This window comes from Agrobacterium sp. 22117 (assembly GCF_052045735.1).
Taxonomy (GTDB): Bacteria; Pseudomonadota; Alphaproteobacteria; order Rhizobiales; family Rhizobiaceae; genus Agrobacterium; species Agrobacterium cavarae.
Genome location: NZ_JBQEPP010000004.1, coordinates 120,347 through 142,364 on the forward strand (window position 1 = coordinate 120,347; position 22,018 = coordinate 142,364).

The 22,018-nt window shown below is 59.3% G+C and carries 18 protein-coding genes; 3 read left to right on the plus strand and 15 right to left on the minus strand.

What is annotated here, in order from left to right; translation table 11 throughout:
* Positions 1–38: 38 nt before the first annotated feature.
* From ACTJKV_RS12590 to ACTJKV_RS12650, 13 genes are all read right to left on the minus strand, one after another.
* Positions 39–1,889, minus strand: coding sequence for an ABC transporter ATP-binding protein (locus ACTJKV_RS12590; RefSeq protein ID WP_440598769.1), 1,851 nt, complete (start codon positions 1,887–1,889; stop codon positions 39–41).
* A gap of 128 nt (positions 1,890–2,017) precedes the next feature.
* Positions 2,018–3,415, minus strand: a complete 1,398-nt coding sequence (locus tag ACTJKV_RS12595) for an amidase (protein WP_440598770.1) — start codon at positions 3,413–3,415, stop codon at positions 2,018–2,020.
* A 54-nt stretch (positions 3,416–3,469) separates the two neighbouring features.
* Positions 3,470–4,291: an ABC transporter permease gene (locus ACTJKV_RS12600; RefSeq protein ID WP_062423587.1), complete on the minus strand. Its 822-nt coding sequence runs from the start codon at positions 4,289–4,291 to the stop codon at positions 3,470–3,472.
* On the minus strand, positions 4,288–5,238 hold the full coding sequence (locus ACTJKV_RS12605; protein WP_440598771.1) for an ABC transporter permease: 951 nt from the start codon (positions 5,236–5,238) through the stop codon (positions 4,288–4,290). Before ACTJKV_RS12605 ends, ACTJKV_RS12600 begins: the two co-directional genes overlap by 4 nt.
* A 217-nt stretch (positions 5,239–5,455) precedes the next feature.
* On the minus strand, positions 5,456–6,991 hold the full coding sequence (locus ACTJKV_RS12610) for an ABC transporter substrate-binding protein (protein WP_440598772.1): 1,536 nt from the start codon (positions 6,989–6,991) through the stop codon (positions 5,456–5,458).
* A 228-nt stretch (positions 6,992–7,219) separates the two neighbouring features.
* A complete protein-coding gene (locus tag ACTJKV_RS12615; protein ID WP_440598773.1) occupies positions 7,220–8,125 on the minus strand; it encodes a LysR family transcriptional regulator in 906 nt (301 codons plus the stop codon).
* Between the two features lie 95 nt (positions 8,126–8,220).
* Positions 8,221–8,970, minus strand: a complete 750-nt coding sequence (locus ACTJKV_RS12620) for an ABC transporter ATP-binding protein (protein WP_440598774.1) — start codon at positions 8,968–8,970, stop codon at positions 8,221–8,223.
* On the minus strand, positions 8,967–9,815 hold the full coding sequence (locus ACTJKV_RS12625) for an ABC transporter ATP-binding protein (protein WP_062443627.1): 849 nt from the start codon (positions 9,813–9,815) through the stop codon (positions 8,967–8,969). The genes ACTJKV_RS12620 and ACTJKV_RS12625 overlap by 4 nt, the downstream gene beginning before the upstream one ends.
* Positions 9,812–10,744, minus strand: a complete 933-nt coding sequence (gene nikC, locus ACTJKV_RS12630) for a nickel transporter permease (RefSeq protein WP_062443630.1) — start codon at positions 10,742–10,744, stop codon at positions 9,812–9,814. Before nikC ends, ACTJKV_RS12625 begins: the two co-directional genes overlap by 4 nt.
* Entirely contained in the window at positions 10,741–11,808 is a 1,068-nt protein-coding gene (locus ACTJKV_RS12635) for an ABC transporter permease (RefSeq protein WP_062423593.1), read from the minus strand. Before ACTJKV_RS12635 ends, nikC begins: the two co-directional genes overlap by 4 nt.
* An 18-nt stretch (positions 11,809–11,826) precedes the next feature.
* Positions 11,827–13,467 (minus strand): ABC transporter substrate-binding protein, encoded by a 1,641-nt coding sequence (locus ACTJKV_RS12640; RefSeq protein ID WP_440598775.1) that lies wholly within the window; start codon positions 13,465–13,467, stop codon positions 11,827–11,829.
* Between the two features lie 34 nt (positions 13,468–13,501).
* Positions 13,502–14,557 (minus strand): dipeptidase, encoded by a 1,056-nt coding sequence (locus ACTJKV_RS12645; RefSeq protein WP_440598776.1) that lies wholly within the window; start codon positions 14,555–14,557, stop codon positions 13,502–13,504.
* A gap of 232 nt (positions 14,558–14,789) precedes the next feature.
* Positions 14,790–15,704 carry a LysR family transcriptional regulator gene (locus ACTJKV_RS12650; RefSeq protein WP_440598777.1) on the minus strand — a complete coding sequence of 305 codons (915 nt, stop codon included), beginning with the start codon at positions 15,702–15,704 and terminating at the stop codon, positions 14,790–14,792.
* 97 nt (positions 15,705–15,801) lie between these two features.
* Between ACTJKV_RS12650 and ACTJKV_RS12655 the strand changes: the two genes are divergently transcribed.
* Complete coding sequence (locus tag ACTJKV_RS12655) at positions 15,802–16,989, plus strand: acyl-CoA dehydrogenase (RefSeq protein ID WP_440598778.1); 1,188 nt, start codon at positions 15,802–15,804, stop codon at positions 16,987–16,989.
* Positions 16,990–17,223: 234 nt separating this feature from the next.
* Positions 17,224–18,660, plus strand: coding sequence for an NAD-dependent succinate-semialdehyde dehydrogenase (locus tag ACTJKV_RS12660; protein WP_111849751.1), 1,437 nt, complete (start codon positions 17,224–17,226; stop codon positions 18,658–18,660).
* Between the two features lie 48 nt (positions 18,661–18,708).
* On the opposite strand, the gene ACTJKV_RS12665 is transcribed toward ACTJKV_RS12660, so the two are convergent.
* Both ACTJKV_RS12665 and ACTJKV_RS12670 read right to left on the minus strand, forming a co-directional pair.
* On the minus strand, positions 18,709–19,431 hold the full coding sequence (locus tag ACTJKV_RS12665; RefSeq protein WP_062443644.1) for a response regulator transcription factor: 723 nt from the start codon (positions 19,429–19,431) through the stop codon (positions 18,709–18,711).
* Between the two features lies 1 nt (position 19,432).
* The gene (locus ACTJKV_RS12670; RefSeq protein ID WP_440598779.1) at positions 19,433–20,671 is read right to left on the minus strand and encodes a GAF domain-containing sensor histidine kinase; all 1,239 of its coding nucleotides are present in this window, start codon (positions 20,669–20,671) and stop codon (positions 19,433–19,435) included.
* Between the two features lie 293 nt (positions 20,672–20,964).
* Here ACTJKV_RS12670 and ACTJKV_RS12675 point away from each other — a divergent pair, with 293 nt between their 5' ends.
* Complete coding sequence (locus ACTJKV_RS12675; protein ID WP_062423601.1) at positions 20,965–21,978, plus strand: ABC transporter substrate-binding protein; 1,014 nt, start codon at positions 20,965–20,967, stop codon at positions 21,976–21,978.
* Positions 21,979–22,018 lie beyond the last annotated feature (40 nt).

Genomic DNA, 22,018 nt, shown 5'->3' on the forward strand with positions numbered 1-22,018 from the left:
AGACACGACAGACGGCTGTTGATCGCGGGTACGAGCCTTCAGCTTGCTTCCTGTACGAGATGACCGGCGGAAACCTCGCGGTAATGGCGCGGCGGCTGCACGTAACCGACAGGGCGGATCGGGCTTTTGATCTCGTCGGTGGCCATGTTGCGTCGAATATGCCGTCGTGAAGGGTCCGGCACCGGAACGGCAGACATCAGCTTCTTCGTGTAAGAGTGCTGAGGATTATCGAAAACGGCGGCGCGCGGACCAATCTCGACAATCTCACCGAGATACATCACCGCCACACGATGGCTGACCCGCTCCACCACGGCCATATCGTGCGAGATGAACAGGAAGGCCAGATTGAGGCTCTGTTGCAGATCGAGGAGAAGGTTGCACACCTGCGCCTTGATCGAGACATCGAGCGCCGAGACCGCCTCGTCGGCAACAATGACCTTGGGGTCGAGCATCAAAGAGCGCGCAATGGCCACGCGCTGACGCTGGCCGCCGGAAAATTCATGCGGGAAACGCCGCATCATATCAGGATTAAGGCCCACTTTCTCTAGCAGATCCGCAGCCTTTTCACGCGCCTGCTGCTTGCTGCCGAGGCGGTGCTCGATGAAGGGTTCCATGATTGCTGCACCCACGCTCATGCGTGGGTCGAGACTGGCGAAAGGGTCCTGAAAAATCATTTGCACACTGCGGCGCATGGCGCGCAAGGTAACTTTGTCGAGCTGCATCACCTCATAGCCATCGAGCATCACATTGCCGGATGTTGGCTCGATCAGTCGAGTGATCGAGCGGCCGGTGGTGGACTTACCGCAACCCGACTCGCCAACGAGCGAAAGCGTTTCTCCTTCGGAAAGATCGAAGGAGACCTTCTCCACCGCATGCACGGCACCGGATTTACGACCGAGAAGACCAGAGTGGATATCGAAGCGGGTCGTCAGATCCTTGACCGAAAGGATGGGCGTCTTGCCACCCGAAACCGTATCCTTGACCTCCACCGCTGGCTGGCTCTCGCCCGTCTTGATATCAATGATCGGGAAACGGGCGGGAAGCATGCGCTCCTTCATCGAGCCGAGCTTCGGGACCGCAGAAAGAAGCGCACGCGTATAGGGGTGCTGTCCGCGGTGGAAGATATCATCCGTGGTGCCGGTCTCGACCACATCGCCGCGGAACATGACGATGGTGCGATCCGCCACTTCGGCCACGACACCCATATCATGGGTGATGAACAGAACCGACATGCCCTCCTCTTCCTGCAACTGCTTGATGAGGTCGAGGATCTGGCCTTGAATCGTGACATCGAGCGCCGTCGTCGGCTCGTCGGCAATCAGGAGCTTCGGCCGGGAGGCAAGTGCCATGGCAATCATCACGCGCTGGCGCATGCCGCCGGAAAACTGATGCGGATAATCATTAAAGCGGCTTGTCGCATTGGGAATGCGCACCTTTTCCAGAAGGCGGATGACCTCTGCTTTTGCGGACGATGAGGAGATATTCTGATGCACGGTCAGCGCTTCGGCGATCTGCTTGCCGATCGGAAAGATCGGATTGAGGCTGGTCATCGGCTCCTGGAAGATCATCGAGATCTCCTTGCCGCGAACCTTGCGCATCTCCTCTTCCGGCAAGCTCAAAAGATTTCGCCCGCCGAGCATGACCTCCCCTTCGATGCGGCTCATCTTCTTATCGAGAAGCCGCATGATGGAGAGCGACGTAACGCTCTTGCCCGAACCGCTTTCCCCAACGATTGCCACCGTTTCGCGCGGCGCGATCTCGAAACTCATATCTCGCACGACGGATTTCCATCCGCCATCGACGCGAAAGGACGTGGTGAGATTTTGAACCGACAGGACCGGGGTCACAGACCCGCCGGTTTCTTCCATGGACGTTCCGGCCAAAAGCATGCTGATCTCCTTAAAGTTCGACCGCACAATCGCATGTCGGCATCATGGTATTCCTCGTTTCGGGTGCCACGGCTCGGCTTGAAGCATCGCCCAGCACGCTAACGCTTGCAACCTCGGCGCATGCCTGATCAGCCTCGCGCTGGTGGCTGCGGCCACTTTTTCACACCGCCACTCCAGTCCTCGAAGGCCTTGGACAACTTCATAACAAAGAGATCCTCAAAGCGCGGGCCAACGATCTGCAGGCCGATCGGCATGCCGGACTTCGAGAAGCCGCAATTGATCGAGGAGGCCGGTTGTTCCGACATGTTCCACGGCACCGTGAAGGCAATGTGTTCAAAGGGCAGTTGCGGGTCATTGGTGGGAGAAGCCCAGTCTGCCGGATAGGAGACGATCGGATTGGTCGGCGAGATGACGGCATCGACCCTCTGCATCAGCCGGCCGCAGCTCTTGCGCATTTCCATGGTCTGGTTGAAGCCGAAGACGGCGCGCGACCCTGACACGTCCGCACCCTTGCTTGCCCATTCCAGAATATAGGGAAGGATCAAGTCCCGGCGTTCCTCGCTGAGCGCCACCATGTCGCCCCAGAATTTCGCCCGCCAGAAATCATCCAGCCCATCCAACGTGTCGCGCGTCAGCACCGGCTCGACGGGAACGATGATGGCGCCCGCCGCTTCGAAGAGCTTGGCAGCAGAGAGGACAGCGTCACGTACCTCGTCATCCAGAGGGAGGCCGCAGCCCGCATCCAGCATCAAACCGATCTTCAGGCCCTTTACATCGGCGTTCAGGTCGAGCCAATCGATTTCGTTGGGAGGCAGCGATGTGCCGTCGCGCCAGTCCGGTCGCGACAGCGTCGCCATCGCATAAGCGGCATCGGTGACGGTGCGGGTCATCGGCCCGGCGCAACGACCGGTGTAGAAGGGATCGACCGGAATACGGCCTTGGCTGGGCTTGAAACCGAATAGACCGGTCCATCCGGCGGGAAGACGCACGGAGCCGCCGATATCCGTGCCGATATGGAGTGTGCCGTAACCGGCCGCCCCCGCGGAGGCCGCACCGGCGCTGGAGCCGCCGGGGTTCTGTGTCGGATCCCAAGGGTTGCGGCTAAGCTTATGGAAGCTGGAAAGGCCCGACGAAAGCATGCCGTAATCCGGGCAGGTCGTCTTGGCATAGAGGATCGCTCCGTCTTCGCGGCAGCGCGCCGCCACCGGTGCATCCTCACCGGCTGGAACCAGTTCGACAGCCTTTGTGCCAAGCGGCACCGGCTGGCCCTTGGTGGCGATGAGCTCCTTGAGCGAGACCGGAAGACCATCAAGCGGACCGAGCGTTTCTCCCTTGAGCCAGCGCTGCGTCGAGGCTGCCGCCTGCCTGCGGGCATCTTCCGGATCATAGGCATAAAGCGCGTTGACGATCGGCTCGAATGCCTCGATGCGTGCCTCCACGGCCTGCCAATATTCCAGTGGGGACAGTGCCTTGTCGCGGTAGAGCGCCAGAATTTCGAGCGTGTTGAGGTCTATGAGATCGGTCATGGAATCGTCTCGTCAAAAATAACAGGAGATGAGGGTGATATCGTCTTCGGGCGATCAGCTCGTATCGCGCGGGTCGAGGAGATCGCGAAGGCCATCGCCGAGCAGGTTGAGGCCGAAGACGGCAAGCGCGATGGCAAGGCCCGGCATGATGGCAAGCCAGGGGGCGACGCCGAGATAGGTCTGGGCATCGGCGAGCATCCGTCCCCAGGTGGCCGCGGGTGGCGGCATGCCGAGACCGAGGAAGGAGAGCCCGGCTTCCGTGAGGATCGCAAGGCCAAGCTGGATCGTCACCTGCACGATGATCTGGTTGGAGATATTCGGGACAACGTGAAGAAGCGTGATCTTGGCGCGGTTCTGACCGATGCTGGTTGCTGCTGTAATATATTCTCTCGCCCATATCTGCAGCGCGGCACCCAGCGTCAGCCGGGCAAAGACCGGTATCATGAAGGTGGCGATGGCAATGATGGCGGTGAACCGGCCGGTGCCGATAAAGGCACCGAGCATCATCGCCGACAGGATGGGCGGCACGGCGAAAATGATGTCGCATATGCGCATCACCACGGTTTCGGTAAACCCTCTGACGGCTGCGACCGTGACGCCGATGGCGGTGCCGATGAAGGCGCCGATGGCGACGGCAGCAATCGCCGTCGACAGTGAGTTCCACGCGCCCGCCATCAACATGGAGAGCACGTCGCGTCCGAAGTGATCCGTGCCGAGCCCACCATAGACGAAGGGCGACTTCAGCTTCTGAACGATCTGCATTTTGGTGGGAGAGAGCGGCGTCCAGACCAGGGACAGCAACGCGACCGCGATCAGAAAGCTCGTAACAGCAATACCGATGACGAATGCCGGGCGGCGGCGGAGCAGTCGCATCATCGCGCACCTGTCCGCAATCTTGGATCGATGAAGAGATAGGCGATATCGACCAGGAAATTCATGATGATGACGAGTGCTGAGAAGAACAGCACGACGGACTGCATGACGACGATATCCCTCTGGGTCAGCGCCTGATAGGCAAGCCGCCCGAGGCCTGGCAGGTTGAAGACATTCTCCACCAGCACCGCGCCGGCAATCAGAAAGGTGAATTGCAGGCCGATCATGGTGACGACCGGGATCATCGCGTTTGGTACCGCATGCCGCCACAGCGCGACCCGCTCGCTCAAACCCTTCGCCCGGGCGGTGCGAACGAAATCCTCATTCATCACCTCCAGCACTGCAGAGCGACAGACGCGGGTCAGAACACCGGCCTGTGAGACGGCGAGCGCGATGGCTGGCATAAGGAGCGCCATGAGACCGGCGGAAAGGCTTGGCGTCCAGCCGGGAAAACCGCCAGCCGGCATCCAGCCGAGCGTTGTGGAGAAGAGAATGATGAGCAGCAACCCGACCCAGAAGCCAGGCACGGCAATGCCCACATGGGAAAACAGCCCGGCGGCGAAATCCAGCGCGCCATTGCGGTTTCTCGCAGCCGCCACACCGAGTGGAATGGCGATGGCGACCGAAAGGCACACGGCAAGGAAAGCAAGCGGGAGGGTAACGGCCAGTCGCTCGACGATCAGGCCTGCCACGGGCACACCGTAGGTATAGGACTGTCCGAGATCGCCATGCAGCACGCCTATCAGCCAATGGACATACCGAAGCGGCAGCGGCTGATCGAGGCCCATCTGTTTCTGCAATGCGGCGAGGGTATCGGGGCTCGCAGAGGTGCCGAGCATGATGGCCGCCGGATCACCCGGCAGCAGGCCCATGATAAAGAAGATCAGGCAGGAGACCGCCAGAAGCGTGACGAACAGACCAAGGATACGTTTGAGGATCAGGGTCGTCATGATCTGCAATCACTGGTGACGCGTTGTGAAAGGCGCGCGCCCCTCTGTCCTGCCGGACATCTCCCCCTTGAGGGGGGAGATTGGAAAAAAGGATACCCATGCCCCATCTCGACCATCCGGGAAAAGCGAGAGGGTGACCGCCAATCGATTCCCCCCCTTGAGGGCGAGATGTCCGACGGCACAATGTGGGGTATGGGTGCGCCTCGCTCCATGATGTTCAATCTTCCCAATGAACGTCCGTCAACACGTTCGACGGTATAGGTTCATCCTGCCAAAGTCCCTTGACCTTCTTGTCCCAGACACCGAGCTTCGGCATCACGAAGAGAAAGAGCGCCGGCACGTCTTCGGCAAGAATCTTCTGTGCCTCACCGTAGAGCTTTTCCTGCTCACCAGAGTCGGCCGTCTTCTCGACATTGGCAATGACCTCGTTGAAGGTCGGGTTCTTGTAATTGAAGTAGTAGGGGTTACGGGAGTAGATATCGATATCCATCGGCTCGGCATGGGCGACGATGGTCATGTCGTAATTGCCGCCCTTGAAGACATCCGCGACCCACTTGGCCGGAAACTCGGTGGTCTCGATGGTCATCGTCACGCCGATTTCTGCCAGCATGGCCTGGAGAACCTGTGAGGTGCGCTGCGCATAGGCCATTTGCGGGGCCTTGATGGTGAAGCTGAAACCATTCGGATAACCGGCTTCGGCCAGCAACGCCTTGGCTTTCTCGACATCGTAGGGGTGCACACCGGTCATATCGATATAACCGCGGTCATTGGGCGTATAGTGGCTACCGATGGCGGTGCCGAGACCGGACCACGCGCCTTCGATGACGGTAGGACGGTCGACCGCCATCATCAACGCCTGGCGCACACGCTTGTCGTCGAAGGGCTTGCGGGCATTGTTCATGCCCGCAACGACCTTGAGTTCGGTGTTGCCGATGAAGGTACCAAGACGTGCGTCGCCCTCGAAGGAGGACATAAGCTCGGGCGCACCAAATTCCGGGAATGCGTCGATATCGCCGGCTTTCAACGCGGCCGCCTGGGCCTGCGCATCGGCGACGAAGCGGAAGGTGGCTTTCTCCAGCTTTACCGCAACGTTCTTGTCCCAATAGGAAGGGTTCTTTTCAAGCTCGACCTTGTCACCCTTTGCCCAGCTGACGAATTTGAATGGGCCGGTGCCGATCGGCGTCGTGCGGTTGTTTTCTGCGCTCTTCGGCGCGACCATGACTGAGGCTGGCCAGCCGAGCCAATAGATGAGGCTGCCAGCGGGCTGCTTCAGTTTCAACACCAGCGTTTCAGGGTCCGGCGTCTCGATGGTGTCGATGGAAGCAAAGAAGCGTTTCTGCGGATTGACAGAGCTTTCGCCTCGGGCACGATCCAGCGAAAATTTCGCAACCGAGGAATCAAAGGCCTCACCGTCGTGGAAGGTCACGCCCTTGCGCAGCTTGAACGTATAGGTCTTGCCGTCAGGAGAGATCTGCCAACTTTCAGCGAGCTGCGGCTTGACTTGCCCCTTGCTGTCAATGGTGACAAGGCCTTCGAAAATGTTCTGCCACGTGACCTGACCGATGGCGACCGGGGCTGCGATCGTCGGGTCAAGGCCGGTCGGCTCGATCGCCATGCCAAGTGTTAACGCCGTCTTGGGTGCGGCCTCAGCTTCGACAGCCGAGAACGGCAGCCAGAGTGCGGTCCCGAGCGCAAGGGTCAGGGCGGTGCGGCGAGAAAGCTTCGCCGCCTGCGAAAAATAAGTGCGTGGCATCATTATCCCCTGTCGGACGGCCCGGGCTTTTTGCCCTTTGAAAGACCATCTGTTGCAAAAAGAGTGGCACGGTGACGGCGCACACACAATCTGCATTTTTGTGTGCTCCGCGTAGCGGAAAACGCTACACGGTCTTGGGGAGGAAAATCAACCGATAGACGATGGACGACGGGCGACAAAAGAAAGACGTAAAGCATCGGACGCGCATCTGAAAGATCGCGATGCGCCTTATGGTGAGGTCGTTGCCTCACGCATGAAACGTTCAATGAAGTCGGCGAGTTTGGAGGCCGAAAACGATAACTGGCGATCCGGTGCGACGCAGAGGTCGATCTGTGTGTGAATGCCCTTCTTGCTCGCCAGAGGAACGGCGACCATCTGGCCGCTGCGCAATTCTCGCGCCACCGAAAGGGCGGGCAAAAGCGTCGCGGCAGCGTTCCCCAGGACCAACTCCTTCAGCATCTCCAGAGAGCTGGTGATAAAGACCGGATCGAGTTCGATGCCGGCATCCGCAAAGAGGGCATCAAAGGCCTGACGTGCGGCAAAGGTTTTGTCCGGCAGGGCAAGCGGAAGTCCGGCCAGTTCCTTCAATGTCACTTCGGGCTCGCTGGCAAGTGCATGTCCCGCCGGGAAGATGGCATCATAGCTGATACGCGTGCGCGAGCGCACTTTGACGCCGGAGAGCTTCGGCGCAAACAGGCTGACGACAAGATCGGCTTCCGCGGTTCCCAACGCCTCCATCGCCTGGCGCGCGCTGGTGATGTTGACCTCGAAACGCAGCTTTGGATATTTGAGGCTGAATTGCGCCAGGACGGGTGCCAGCAGATTGGCCACCGTGGCACCATTGGCATAGATCGTGACGCGGCCGCGTTGCAGACCCTTCAGATCGTCGATCAGCTGGTTGACATGGTCCAGCTCCCGCAGCGTCTTGCCGGCACGTGCTGCAAGGAGCTCGCCCGCTGCCGTCAGCTTCACGCCGCGGCTGGAGCGCTCGACCAGCGGTGTGCCGAAATAATATTCGAGATTTTCGATCTGACGACTGACCGCAGTCGGTGCAACATTCAGGTTCTCGGCCGCCGCGCGCATGGAATTGGTGCGGACGAGTTCATCGAAATACATCAATGCGCGCAATTGCATGGAGCGATCATCCCCGATGTTCGATCAAAGGCTGGTGGGCAGGGTCAACCAGCGCCCCCTCACTGCTGCGGTCATACACCAGGTGTAAGCTGGCCTCAATCGCGCCTGAAACCTTCGCTCGCTACCATCAGCTGTCTCGTGTAATCGGCGGAAAACTCTCTGGTTTCCAGCTGGTGGACATCCATCGACTCGACGATCCTGCCGCTTTTCATCACCGCCAGCCGGTCGCACATGTGGCTGATGACGCCGAGATCATGGCTGACCATGACGAAAGTCAGGTTTCTGTCCTTGCGCGCCTGTTCCAGCAGATTGAGGATTTCCGCCTGGATCGAGGCATCGAGCGCCGATGTCGGCTCGTCGAGAAGCAGGATCTTCGGCTCGAGGATCAGTGCGCGGGCAATGGCGATACGCTGGCGCTGGCCGCCCGAAAGCTGGTGCGAGTAGCGGAAGCGGAAACCCGTGCCAAGACCGACCTCGTCGAGCGCACGGGCGATCCGTGCTTCCTTGTTGTCTACCCCATGAATGACGAGCGGCTCCAGCAAAATGGCATCCACCGTCTGGCGCGGATGGAGCGAGCCATAGGGGTCCTGGAACACCATCTGGACATCACGATAGAAGCTCTTGTCACGTGACTTGCGGCTATAGGTCCGCCCGTCCACCGTAAGAGCGCCTTCTTCAAAATGGTTGAGGCCGGCGATTGCACGCAAAAGCGTCGACTTGCCGGAACCGGATTCACCCACAAGCCCGAAGGATTCGCCCTTCGCCACCTCGATGCTGACGCGGTCCAAGGCCAGATAACCGTCGAAGTCTACGACGATATCCTTGGCAGACAATACGACCGTCATAGACGCCACTCCGCTTGGCGTTGAAGGACCGGCAGCGGATGCCGGTGCTCGCCGATTTTCGGCAGACAGTTGAGAAGCCCTTGCGTATAGGGATGTTTCGCGTTTTGCAGATCGGCGGATGGAAGCTCTTCCACCACGCGCCCCGCATACATGACGAGCACCCGGTCGCAGAAGGACGAGACAAGGCGCAGGTCGTGCGAGACGAAGATCAGCCCCATGCCGCGCTCGCGCACCAGCTTGTCGAGAATATCCAGCACTTCCAATTGCACAGTGACGTCGAGTGCCGATGTCGGCTCGTCGGCGATCAGGAGTTCCGGACCGCAGACCAGCATCATGGCGATCATGACGCGCTGCCCCATACCACCGGAAACCTCGTGCGGATAGAGATTGAAGACACGTTCGGGATCGCGGATTTGCACCGCCTCGAGCATGTCGAGCGCACGCTTCTTCGCCTCGGAATAGCCGATCCGCTCATGCGTCTTCAACGTTTCGACGATCTGGCGCCCGATGGTCATGACCGGATTGAGCGAATATTTCGGGTCCTGCAGGATCATCGCGATCCGCTTGCCGCGGATCGTGCGACGCTGCTTTGCCGGTGCCGTCAGGAGATCGATATCGCCAAAGCGAAGTGCATCGGCCGTAATCTTCGCATGCCCTGGGGTCAGACCCATGATGGCGCGACCGGTCTGCGATTTGCCGGAACCGGACTCGCCGACAATGCCGAGACGTTCCTTGCCGAGCGTAAAGGATACCCCTCTCACGGCTTCGACAAGGCCGGTTCTGGTCGGAAAGCTGACGCGCAGATTTTCGACCGTCAAAAGAGGCGTGGTGGAAGATGAAGTCACTGGCCAGCCTCCTTTGGATCGAGCGCATCGCGAAGCCCGTCACCCAAGAGGTTGAAGCCTAGGCTGACGATGAGGATGGCGGCACCTGGCATCGCTGCAACCCACCACTGGTCGAGAATGAAGCGGCGGCCAGAGGCAATCATCGCGCCCCATTCGGGGAGTGGCGGCTGCGCGCCGAGACCTAGGAAGCCGAGACCGGCGGCGGTCAGGATGATGCCAGCCATATCCAGCGTCACACGCACGATGAGCGAGGAGAAACAGAGAGGGATCACATGTTTGAGCACGATGCGCCAGGGAGATGCCCCCATCAGCTTGACCGCAGCGATGAAGTCGGAATTTCGAAACGTCATGGTTTCGGCGCGTGCAATACGGGCATAAGGCGGCCAGGAGGTGACCGCGATCGCCAGCACCGCATTCTCAATGCCAGGACCAAGTGCTGCCACGAGCGCAAGCGCAAGAACGAGCTTGGGAAAGGCAAGAAAGATATCTGTGATCCGCATCAGCACCGCGTCGATCCATCCACCGGCATAACCGGCGACGGTGCCGACGATGAGACCGATCGGGGCGGCAATGATCGCCACCAGCACGACGACGAAAAGCGTCAAACGCGAGCCGTAGATCAGGCGGGACAGAATATCTCGCCCCTGATCGTCCGTGCCGAGCCAATATCCGTCTGTCCCCGGAGGCAACAAGCGGGCATTGCGAAGATCGCCCTGAACCGGGGAATGCGGCGCCAGGACATTGGCGAAGATTGCGACGAACACCAGCGCCAGGATGATGCCGAGTCCTGCTAGCGCCAGACGATTTTCGGAAAAGCGCCGCCAGATGACATAGGCGCGCCCGAGCCGCGCCTGCTTTCGCGAGGTCGGGCGGTCGGACAGAAGCCACTCGCGGCTGTAGGGTTTCACAATGGACATGGTATCCGTCATCGGCTGCGCGTCCTTGGATCGAGCGTCCGGTAGAGCAGATCGGACAAGAGATTGATGCCGATGAAGACGGCGCCGATCACGATGGTGCCGCCGAGAACGGCATTCATGTCCGCATTCTGCAGGGAATTGGTGATGTAGAGGCCAAGGCCCGGCCAGGAGAAGATCGTTTCCGTCAGAACCGAACCCTCCAGCAGACCGGCATAGGAGAGCACGATCACCGTGAGCAGAGGGACTGCGGCGTTCCGCAGAGCGTGGAACCAGATGATGCGCGTTTCCGACAGACCCTTGGCGCGTGCGGCGACGATGTATTCCTGCGCCAGTTCATTCAGCATGAAGGAGCGCGTCATGCGGCTGATATAGGCGAGCGAGAAGTAACCGAGCAGTCCTGCGGGCAGGATGATGTGGCGGAAGAGATCCCAGAACACATCCCACTGGCCCTGCCAAAGGGCATCGAAGAGATAGAAACCGGTGGTTGGTGTGAAGGTAAACTCGTAGACGATATCCATACGGCCGGGATAGGCGACCCAGTTCAACTTGGCATAAAACACCAGAAGCGCCAGAAGGCCGAGCCAGAAGATCGGCACGGAATAGCCGATCAACCCGATGACGCGAACGATCTGGTCGATGATGCTGCCGCGCTTGACGGCTGCCAGTACGCCAAGCGGAACGCCGAAGAGCGCTCCGATCAATGTACCAAGCGTCGCAAGCTCGATGGTGGCCGGGAAGACGCGCTTGATGTCGTCCATCACCGGATTGCTTGTCAGCACCGACGTGCCGAAATTACCGGTCAGCGCCTGCTTCAGATAGATGAAGAACTGCTGCCAGAGCGGCAGGTTCAGGCCGAGTTCCTCGCGCACGCGCTCCACAACATGGGCAGGCGCGCGATCGCCGACGATCGCCAGCGCCGGATCGATGGGAATGACGCGACCAATGAAGAAGGTTACCGCCAGCAAGCCTAAAAAGGTCGTGACGACGGTAACGATGAAGCCGAGAACGGCCATGCGGCGCCTGTTGGCACGGCGTTTGCCGTGCCTCAGGCTTGCGGGGGTTTCAACGATACTCAATGGACCGATCCTGCCGGATCATTCCTTGGAGATGTTATAGACATAATTGGTATCGAAGCTTGGGCCGAGCTTCAGACCCTTGAGCTTGCTGGAGTAACCCGCAACTTCCGTCTGCTGGAAGATGATGACGAAAGGTCCGGTTTCGAGAACCTTCTTCTGCAGGTCCTCATAAATCTTCGCGCGCTTGGCGCTGTCCTTCTCCAGAAGTGCAGATTGCGTTTCCTTCGTCAGCTCCGGAACGTCCCAGGCATTGCGCCAGGCAAGCGTCTTGTTCTTGCCTTCGTCGGAATTGTCGTAGTTGATGGTGAAGGTTTCGGCATTCGAGTTCGGATCGAAATAGTCCGAGCCCCACTGACCGATATAGATGTCGTGCGTGCGCGCACGGAACTTGGTCAGCGTCTGCTTGCCATCGCCCGGGATGATTTCCAGCTTGATGCCGGCTTGCGCCAGCGTTTGCTGAACGTTCTCGGCAATACCGGTCACGGGCTGGGTGTTGCGCACATCCATGGTCACGGTAAAGCCGTCTTTCAGACCAGCCTTGGCCAGCAGTTCCTTCGCTTTGGGGACATCCAACTTGTAAGGGTTCTCGTCAAGCGCACCCAGCTGGCCCTTCGGCAGGAAGGTCTGATGGATTTCGCCAATACCCTTGATCAGGGTCGCACCGATACCATCGTAATCGACAAGATATTTGAAGGCTTCGACAACTTCCGGCTTCTTCAGATACTCGTTCTTCTGGTTGAGGCTGAAGTAATAGACGGTGCCCTTAGGAGCGGAGGTGACGGAAAGACCTTCCTTCTTGGAAACGGCCTCCATGTCGCCCGGCTCCAGGTTACGCGCCACGTCGATGTCGCCGTTTTCCAGCGCCAGGCGCTGACCGGAGCTTTCCTTCATGTGGCGATAGACGACACGCTTCAGCTTCGGCTTTTCGCCGTAGTAGTTCGGGTTGGCTTCAAGGATGACGGCTTCGTTGGCCTTCCAGCCAAGGATCTTGTACGGGCCGGAACCGGCATAGCCGGTCTTCAGGAATTCATTGCCGAAATCGGTGTCGTATTTGTAGTCGGCAGTCGGCGTCATCGCCTTGGCCTTTTCCATGACGAGCTTCTTGTCGACGACCGAGGCGACGGTCGCGGTCAGAACGTTCAGGACGAAGCTCGGCGCATAGGGCTTGTCCACCGTCAGCGTGAAGGTATCGGGCGCGGTCGCCTTGGCCTTTTCGTTGACATTGTCGCCCTTCAGGCCGAACTGCGTAAGAAGGAAGGCGGGCGACTTGTCGAGCTTGACGGCGCGCTCAAAGGAAAACGCGACATCTTCCGCCGTTACCGGGTTACCAGATGCAAATTTGAGGCCGGGCTTCAGCTTGAAGGTGTAGGTCAGACCATCGTCCGACGTCGTCCAGCTTTCGGCCAGATCGCCCACGACCTTGGAGGTGTCGTTGAGGTCGATCGAGACCAGCTTGGAGTAGGTGTTGCCGGTGACTTCCGCAGCCGACAGCTCGAACGCCTCACCCGGATCGAGCGTGATGATGTCATCGATGGCAAAACCTTCCACCAGCGTATCGGCGGGCGTGGCGGCAAAGGCCTGAGGCGCGGACAGCGCGATCAGCGACAGCGCGGCGCTGGTTGCCAGAATGCGGGCCATTTTATTGAGCGACTTCGTCATTGTTCTCCCCTTCATAGGTTCATATCACTCTTGATCAGGTCGGCTCATGCCAAGCTTGAGCCAGAACACGCAGCCAGTTTTCCCGGCAAATTTTAGCAAGCTCTACTTCAGAGTAGCCAGCAGCCTCGAGAGCGGCAACCAGATTCTGATTGCCCGCCGCATCTGCGATGTCCGCAGGCACGGTCGCGCCATCGAAGTCGGAACCGAGCGCAACACAATCGATGCCCATGCGCTCGACCATGTAGTCGATGTGGCGAACCATGTCGGAGAGCGGTGTCTTCGCATCGTCGCGCGCATCCGGACGCAGCATGGTCACGGCGTAATTCAGACCGACGAGCCCGTTTCTTTCCTTGATCGCGTCCATCTGGACGTCGGTCAAGTTGCGGGCAACACCGGTCAGGGCATGCGCGTTGGAATGGCTGGCGATCAGCGGCTGATCGCTGGTCTTTGCCACATCCCAGAAACCCTTTTCGGTGATGTGAGCCAGATCGATCAGAATGCCGAGCTGGTTGCAGCGCTTGACGAGTTCGAAACCGGCATCGGTCAGGCCGGGCGCGCTATCCGGCGACATAGGAAAGGCGAAGGGAACACCATGGCCGAAAGCGTTATGGCGGCTCCAGACGGGTCCGAGCGAGCGAAGACCCGCGGCGTAGAAGACCTCCAGCGCATCCAGATCTTCATCGATCGCCTCGCAGCCTTCCATATGAAGGACCGCAGCAAAAATGTCCTCTTTCATGGCTTTGCGGATATCGGCTGTCGAGCGGCAAATTTTCCAGCCGCCTGCGCGCTCCACGCGATAAGCGATCGCCAGCTTTTCCATTGCGATATCGAGAGAGGGCTGACGCTGAAGAGGTGCGGCGAGCGGCGTGACATAGTGGCCGTTCTCGTCCGGCTCTTGCAAAATCAGATCGCCGGAAGGGATGTAGACGGCACACAGACCGCCAGCCAGACCGCCAGCCTTGGCACGCGGCACATCGATATGGCCTTGCGACGTTCCGTCGATGAATTCTGCGACTGGGTCCCCGCCTTTTTTACCGTTGTGCCACAGACGCAGCAACACATCGTTATGTCCGTCGAAAACCAATTGCATTTCAAGTTATTCCAGGATTGACGCAGACTTTTATCGTTATAAACCAGAGGCTTATCGACGGATGGGATGATACGAGCAAAGGGTGATCGGCGTCGTGCCGCAATTCAACCAGTCCTCGTCGCAGGCGATCTAGGACCATATTCCAGGTCTTCGCAAGCTTAAAATTGATGCAGGATGAAATTCCCGCCACAAGCATCGGCTTGGCCTTGAAACTCTGCAAACAGAGCGAGAACTAGCCAGCCGTCTGCGCGCGAAACGTTTCACTTTCACTGAGCAGCCAGCGCCTGAAGAGGACGACGGGACCGTGGTTGATGCGCGACAGCGGAGCGACGGCATAATAGGAGCTGGGACTTTTGACCGGGTGATCGAAGGCCTGGACGAGTTGCCCTGACTTGAGCTCGCTTTCGATCAGAAACAGCGGCATCAGGGCAACGCCGAGACCTGCGATGCAGGCTTGGGCAACACTTGAAAACTGCTCGAAGCGCATGGCGGGCGTCTGGTGCGCGACGATACCCAAACTCTTGAACCAGTGATCCCACGCACCGGGCCTTGATGCCATATGCAGCAGAGCAAGACCGGCAATGTCGTCAGCCCTGGCGATTGGATGGCTGGCGAGGAAAGCCGGGCTGCAGACAGGCGCGACCATCTCGTCCATCAGAAAGATACTTTCTGCCGCAGGCCAATCCGGCTGGCCAATATGGATTGCCATATCCAGCCCTTCCTTTTCGAAATCGAACTGACCGATCCGCGTGGCAAAATTCAGCGTGATCTCGGGATGGGCAGCGACGAATTTTGGAATGCGCGGCAACAGCCAACGCGTGCCGAAGGTGGGCAGCATGGCGAGATTGAGCGTATTGGCATGCGTTTTGGTCATGACCTGAAGCGAGGCGGAGCGAATATCGCCAAGCGCAATACCGATCGCTTTCGCATAGATTTCGCCCTCTCGCGTCAGCGAAACGCCCCGCGCTCCACGCTCGAAAAGCCTGACCCCAAGTTGCTCTTCCAGCGACATGACCTGCCTGCTGATCGCCCCTTGGGTCAGGGAAAGCTCGTCCGCCGCCAGCGAAAAACTGCCAAGCCGCGCCACGGAATCAAAGGCGGCGAGCGCGCTGGTGGAGGGCAGGAGTTTGCGGCTGAGTGACGTCATGGCGCATTCCTATCGGTAATAGCCGGATGAGTAAACATGGCTTGCCCGGCGACGATCGATTGCCAATAATCGCAGCAACAAAAGTGGAGACTTCATCGTGAGCGAACGTGCATCATTCAACTGGCAGGACCCGTTTCTGCTTGAGGATCAACTCAACGACGACGAGCGGATGATCCGCGACTCCGCCGCCGCCTTCGCCAAAGCCGAACTTCTCCCACGCATTCAGGACGCTTATCTCTCCGAAACATCGGAACCGGAACTCTTCCGCCTGATGGGTCAGGCCGGTCTGCTCGGCGTGACGCTGCCGGAGAAATACGGCGCAGCCGACGCCAGCTACGTCGCTTACGGTCTTGTCGCGCGTGAAGTTGAGCGTATCGACAGCGGTTATAGATCCATGATGAGCGTCCAGTCCTCGCTCGTCATCTACCCGATCTTTGCCTATGGCTGTGAGGAGCAGAAGGACAAGTATCTGCCGGGTCTGGTTTCAGGCGAGCTCATCGGCTGCTTCGGCCTGACCGAGCCGGATGCCGGCTCTGATCCCGGCGGCATGAAGACGCGCGCTGAGAAGATCGAGGGCGGCTATCGTCTGCGCGGTTCGAAGATGTGGATTTCCAACGCACCGATCGCCGACGTCTTCGTCGTCTGGGCAAAATCCGAAGCGCATAACAACGAGATCCGCGGCTTCGTTCTGGAGAAGGGCATGAAGGGCCTCTCCGCGCCGAAGATCGGTGGCAAGCTGTCGCTGCGCGCTTCCATCACCGGCGAAATCGTCATGGATGGCGTGGAGGTGGGCGAAGACGCGCTGCTGCCAAACGTCTCCGGGCTCAAGGGCCCGTTCGGCTGCCTCAATCGGGCACGCTACGGCATTTCCTGGGGCGTGATGGGTGCTGCGGAAGACTGCTGGTTCCGGGCGCTGCAATATGGGCTTGACCGCAAGCAGTTTGGCAAGCCGCTCGCTGGCATGCAGCTCTATCAAAAGAAGCTTGCCGACATGCAGACCGAAATCGCGCTCGGCCTTCAGGCATCGCTGCGCGTTGGTCGTCTCTTCGACGAGCATCGCATGGCACCGGAGATGATCTCCATCATCAAGCGCAACAATTGCGGCAAGGCGCTCGACATCGCGCGGCAGGCCCGAGACATGCATGGCGGCAACGGAATTCAGATCGAATATCACGTCATGCGCCACGCGCAGAACCTGGAAACGGTCAACACTTACGAAGGAACGCATGACGTGCATGCGCTGATCCTCGGCCGCGCCCAGACAGGCCTTCAGGCGTTCTTTTGAGCCACACACGTACCCTCAAGACCCGGTCCCAAACCGGGTCTTTTGCAATGCGAAATAAATCATACTTTTAGAAGTTACCGGTTGAAACCGCGACCGGGCGAAATAATATAAGAGGCTCACCACCGTCTTCGGTTTACCGAAGACATCCCGTTCCGCTTCAGGCGGCAATCGATTTGCTGATTGAACGAAATGCACCGGCGCCCTGCCGGTCGGTAAAATCGCGAAGGTCTTCACATGCACAGCTACCCCGACGTTAAACTCTTCATCAATGGCGAGTGGCGCGACGCGCTCTCCGGCAAAACGATCGCCGTTTCCGACCCTGCGACCGATGAGATCATCGGCTCCATCGCGCATGCGGAAAAGGAAGATCTGGATCTGGCACTTTCCGCCGCCGACAAAGGTTTCAAGGTCTGGCGCGATACCTCCGCATTCGAACGTTCGAAGATCATGCGCAAGGCCGCCGATCTTCTGCGTGAGCGGATCGATTACATCGCCTGGCTGATGACCCGCGAACAGGGCAAGCCGATCGCCCAGTCTAAGGGCGAAATCAACAACGCTGCCGACACCATCGACTGGTTCGCCGAAGAGGCACGCCGCACCTATGGTCAGGTCATTCCCGCGCGTTTCGGCGGCGTCTCCAACCTGGCGATCAAGTTCCCCGTTGGCCCGGTTGCAGCTTTCACGCCCTGGAACTTCCCGATCAATCAGGTAGTCCGCAAGCTTTCGGCAGCGGTCGCAACCGGTTGTTCGATCATCGTGAAGGCCCCTGAAGAAACACCTGCCTCACCGGCAGAACTCATTCGCGCTTTTGCCGATGCGGGCGTGCCGGCAGGCGTCGTCAACCTCGTCTATGGCGTTCCCGCCGAGATTTCGGAGTATCTCATTCCGCATCCGGTCATCCGCAAGATTTCCTTTACCGGCTCCACCCCGGTCGGCAAGCATCTCGCAGCACTCGCCGGCAAGCACATGAAGCGCGCCACGATGGAACTCGGCGGCCACGCACCCGTGCTGGTGTTTGAGGATGCCGATCTCGACAAGGCAGTCGAAGTCTCGGCTGCAGCCAAGTTCCGTAATGCCGGACAGGTCTGCGTCGCACCCACACGCTTCCTCATCCAGGATAGCATTGCCGACAAGTTCATCGACGGCATCGTCAAATATGCCGAAGGCCTGAAGATCGGAAACGGTCTGGATGCCGACACCGGCATGGGACCTCTGGCCAATGAACGCCGCATTCCGGCGATGGAAGCGCTGATTCAGGACGCCGTTTCGCACGGTGCCACGCTGAAGACCGGCGGCAAGCGCATCGGCAACAAGGGTAATTTCTTCGAGCCGACGGTTCTGACCGACGTACCGACAAGCGCCAAGATCATGAACGAAGAGCCCTTCGGTCCAGTGGCGATCGTCAACCGCTTCTCCACGATGGAAGATGCGATCGAGGAAGCAAACCGCCTGCCCTTTGGCCTGGCCTCCTATGCGTTCACCGGCTCGGTGAAGACCGCGCACGCTCTCGGCCAGCGCGTTGAAGCCGGTATGCTGACGATCAACCACAATGGCCTTGCCATTCCGGAAGTGCCCTTCGGCGGCGTGAAGGATTCCGGTTACGGCACGGAAGGTGGTTCAGAAGCGGTCGAGGCCTATCTCGAGACCCGCTTCGTCAGCCAGATGAACTGATCATATCGATCGAAATTCGAAGGCCCGGCCAAAAAGCCGGGCCTTTCGTCATTTTCCACCATGCCACTCGGCCAACTCGCGTTCGGCTCTTTCCAGTGCACTGTAGTTGAGAAGCTTGCGCAGGTAGGCAATGGTGATGGCGCGGGTACGCAGATTATATCGCCCTTCCGCCTCGTCCTCACCAGTCGACTGATGCACGTTCAGTTTCTCGTAAAGGCTCTGCAGGCGGTTCTGCACACTGCGCAGCGACAGGTTCCGACGCCGTGCAATGGCCTTGTCCGTCAACCCCAGCGCCATATCGATCAGGATTTCATATTCAGCGTCGGAAAAGCCATGCGCCTTGCCGAGGCTCTTTTCCTGCAGCCCCCGGACTTCGCGATCGATGACGCATTGCGCTTCGATGAAGATGCTGCGTAGCGCCAGCCTCAAGCGGTCGTCCGAGGCGGATTTCAACACGTAACCATAGGCGGCACCTTCGGGCACTATGCGGGAGACGCCACGCACATAGGCTTCGTCCGAATAATTGGACCAGAAGAGAATGCGAGTGTCCGGCCTCTCCTTCCAGATGGTTCGCGCGGCTTCGATGCCGTTTCGCTCGTTCATCTGCAAATCCATAACGATGTGGGCGGCGCGATTTTCCCGCGCCAGCTTTTCACCTGCCCTACCGTTCTCCGCCTCCAGTACCGTGCCACATTCCGGCAGAGCCGCCCTCACCGCTTCGTTGAGATAGGCGCGATGCAGAACATCGTCCTCGATGATCAAAACGTCCATCTTATGCCTCCTCAGGCTTTTCGCCGAGCCCAGTCGGTAAGGTCAGGGTGATGCGGGTGCCAGTCCCCCGAGCGTTGGGGCCGAGATGAAAATGCGCCGAAATCAGTCGCGCACGCGTCTTCATGTTGCCGATGCCAAGGCCTCCACCGGAGCCGCTATCGTCGGGAACGCCGCAACCGTCGTCCGACACGGTGACACGCAGCGCGTCATCCGCCTGCGATAGCACCACTTCTATCTTCGTCGGTTGTGCATGGCGGATGGCGTTGTTGACCGCCTCCTGGACGATGCGCAACAATGAGACGGCGACCGAGTTATCGAGGTTGTCGACAAGCCCGTCCGTGGTATCGGAGACAGACCAGTCGATCGGCGATCCGCTGTCCCTCACCGACCTGTCGAGATAGGTTTCGATCGCTTGAACCAGGCCGAAGAGCTGCAGGATGGATGGCTTGGCTTCTTCGATGATGCCGCGCAGATCCTGCATGCATTGCTGCAGGCTACGCATCACCGGCTCAAGCATTTCTCCCGACACTTCGGTCGCGTGGCTCATGCGTTCGACACGACGTACAAGCCGTGTCAGATCCGCCAACGTCTGATCGTGCAAATCCATGCCGATCCGCTGACGCTCGGCCTCCAGTGCCTCGGTCAGTTGCAGCGCACCGAGGCGCAAGCCCTCCTCCCGGGCATTGGCCTGCGCCTCTTCGATGGCCGAGCGCTTGGCCTGCTCGGCGGCGCGGATCGCATAGAAGTAGGGCGCCAGAAGGTCGGCAACGGCACGCGCATTGGCAACATCCTCCATCGTATAGGCGTTGGACTGATGGCACGAGCAGCTGAGTGCTCCGATGATATCGCCATGCACCTTCATCGGCACGTGCAGACGGCTGTGCAGATCGAGTTCGTGGATCGGGCTGGAGAACGCACCGTCGAAATGAAAGCGTGGGTCGGCGCAGGCGTCCCCGCTCAGGAGATAATCGACCTCCCCTGACAGAACCGAGCGTATGGGGCTGCCCGTCAGAAGCGCTGGAGGCTGGAGGCTCCACGCACTGGCAAGGCCGCTTTCATAGGCTATATGATATTTGTCATCGAGCTGCTTGATGCAGACATCCATGTGGTCATGCGGGATGATATGGCTGATCTCGGTCGCCACGGCCTGGATGATGGCGTTGAATTCAAGCTGCCCGGCGAGCAGACGCGAAATGCCCATATAGTGGTGAAACAGCGTGCTGCTCGGTTTATCCAGCATGTGCCGATGCCCTCCCAAGCATCTTCCCTGACGGGCGGCGATCTATCGAAAGCGCCCGTTTCGCATTCTGCGCTCCGCAACGCTCTTCGTCTTGCGGGAACCCGCAAGCTTTGTGCGTAAGTCCGCACGAAGATTGCCGTGATGCGCCTATACAAGCCGAACCTTCTTCGTCATTTTAGCTCTTACTGGGGAAAGGAGCTCCAGTGCAACGGAATTGCGTTTCCGCCGTGGGGAAGGTTTGCGGCGAAACATATTCCAGGCTCCGAAAGAGCAAGCCACAGGGAGGAAAATCAATGGCTTTTAGAAAGATGCTTCTCGCATCGGCGGCTGTCCTATGCGCCGCGATGCCCATCACCGCTCACGCCGATACATCGGCGAAGAAAATCGCGCTCTCCAACAATTATGCCGGCAACTCCTGGCGTCAGGCGATGCTGACGAGCTGGGACAAGATCACCAAGCAGGCGGTTGCCGACAAGCAGGTCGCAGCCGCGGACGCCTTCACCACTGCCGAAAACCAGGCAACGGAGCAGGCAGCCCAGATCCAGAACCTCATCCTCCAAGGTTATGATGCGATCGTCATCAACGCCGCTTCTCCCACAGCGCTGAACGGCGCGGTCAAGGAAGCCTGTGATGCCGGCATCATCGTCGTGTCCTTCGACGGGATCGTCACCGAACCTTGCGCCTGGCGCATCGCCGTAGACTTCAAGGCCATGGGCGAGAGCCAGATCGATTATCTTGCAAAGGCCATGCCGAAGGGCGGCAACCTGCTTGAAATCCGCGGTCTCGCAGGCGTCTCCGTCGACGACGAGATCCATGCGGGCATCGCCGCAGGCGTTGCCAAGAACCCGCAGTTCAAGATCGCCGGTTCGGTCAATGGCGATTGGGCTCAGGACGTCGCACAGCGCGCCGTCGCCGGCATCCTGCCAAGCCTGCCTGAAATCGCGGCTGTCGTGACCCAGGGTGGTGACGGTTACGGTGCTGCCCAGGCGTTTGCCGCTGCCAAGCGCCCGACCCCGACCATCATCATGGGCAACCGTGAAGATGAGCTGCAATGGTGGAAGCAGCAGAAGGATGCCAGCGGCTACAAGACCATGTCGGTCTCGATTGCGCCCGGCGTCTCGACGCTCGCCTTCTGGGTGGCACAGCAGATTCTCGACGGCAAGGATGTGAAGAAGGATCTCACCGTTCCCTTCTTGCGTATCGATCAGGACAATCTCGAAGAGAACCTGAAAAACACCCAGAAGGGTGGCGTTGCCAACGTGGATTACTCCCAGGCTGATGCGCAGAAGGTGATTGCCGGCAAGTAAGGCCGAAGATCGCCTCCTATCCGCTGCGGCTGACGTGTCG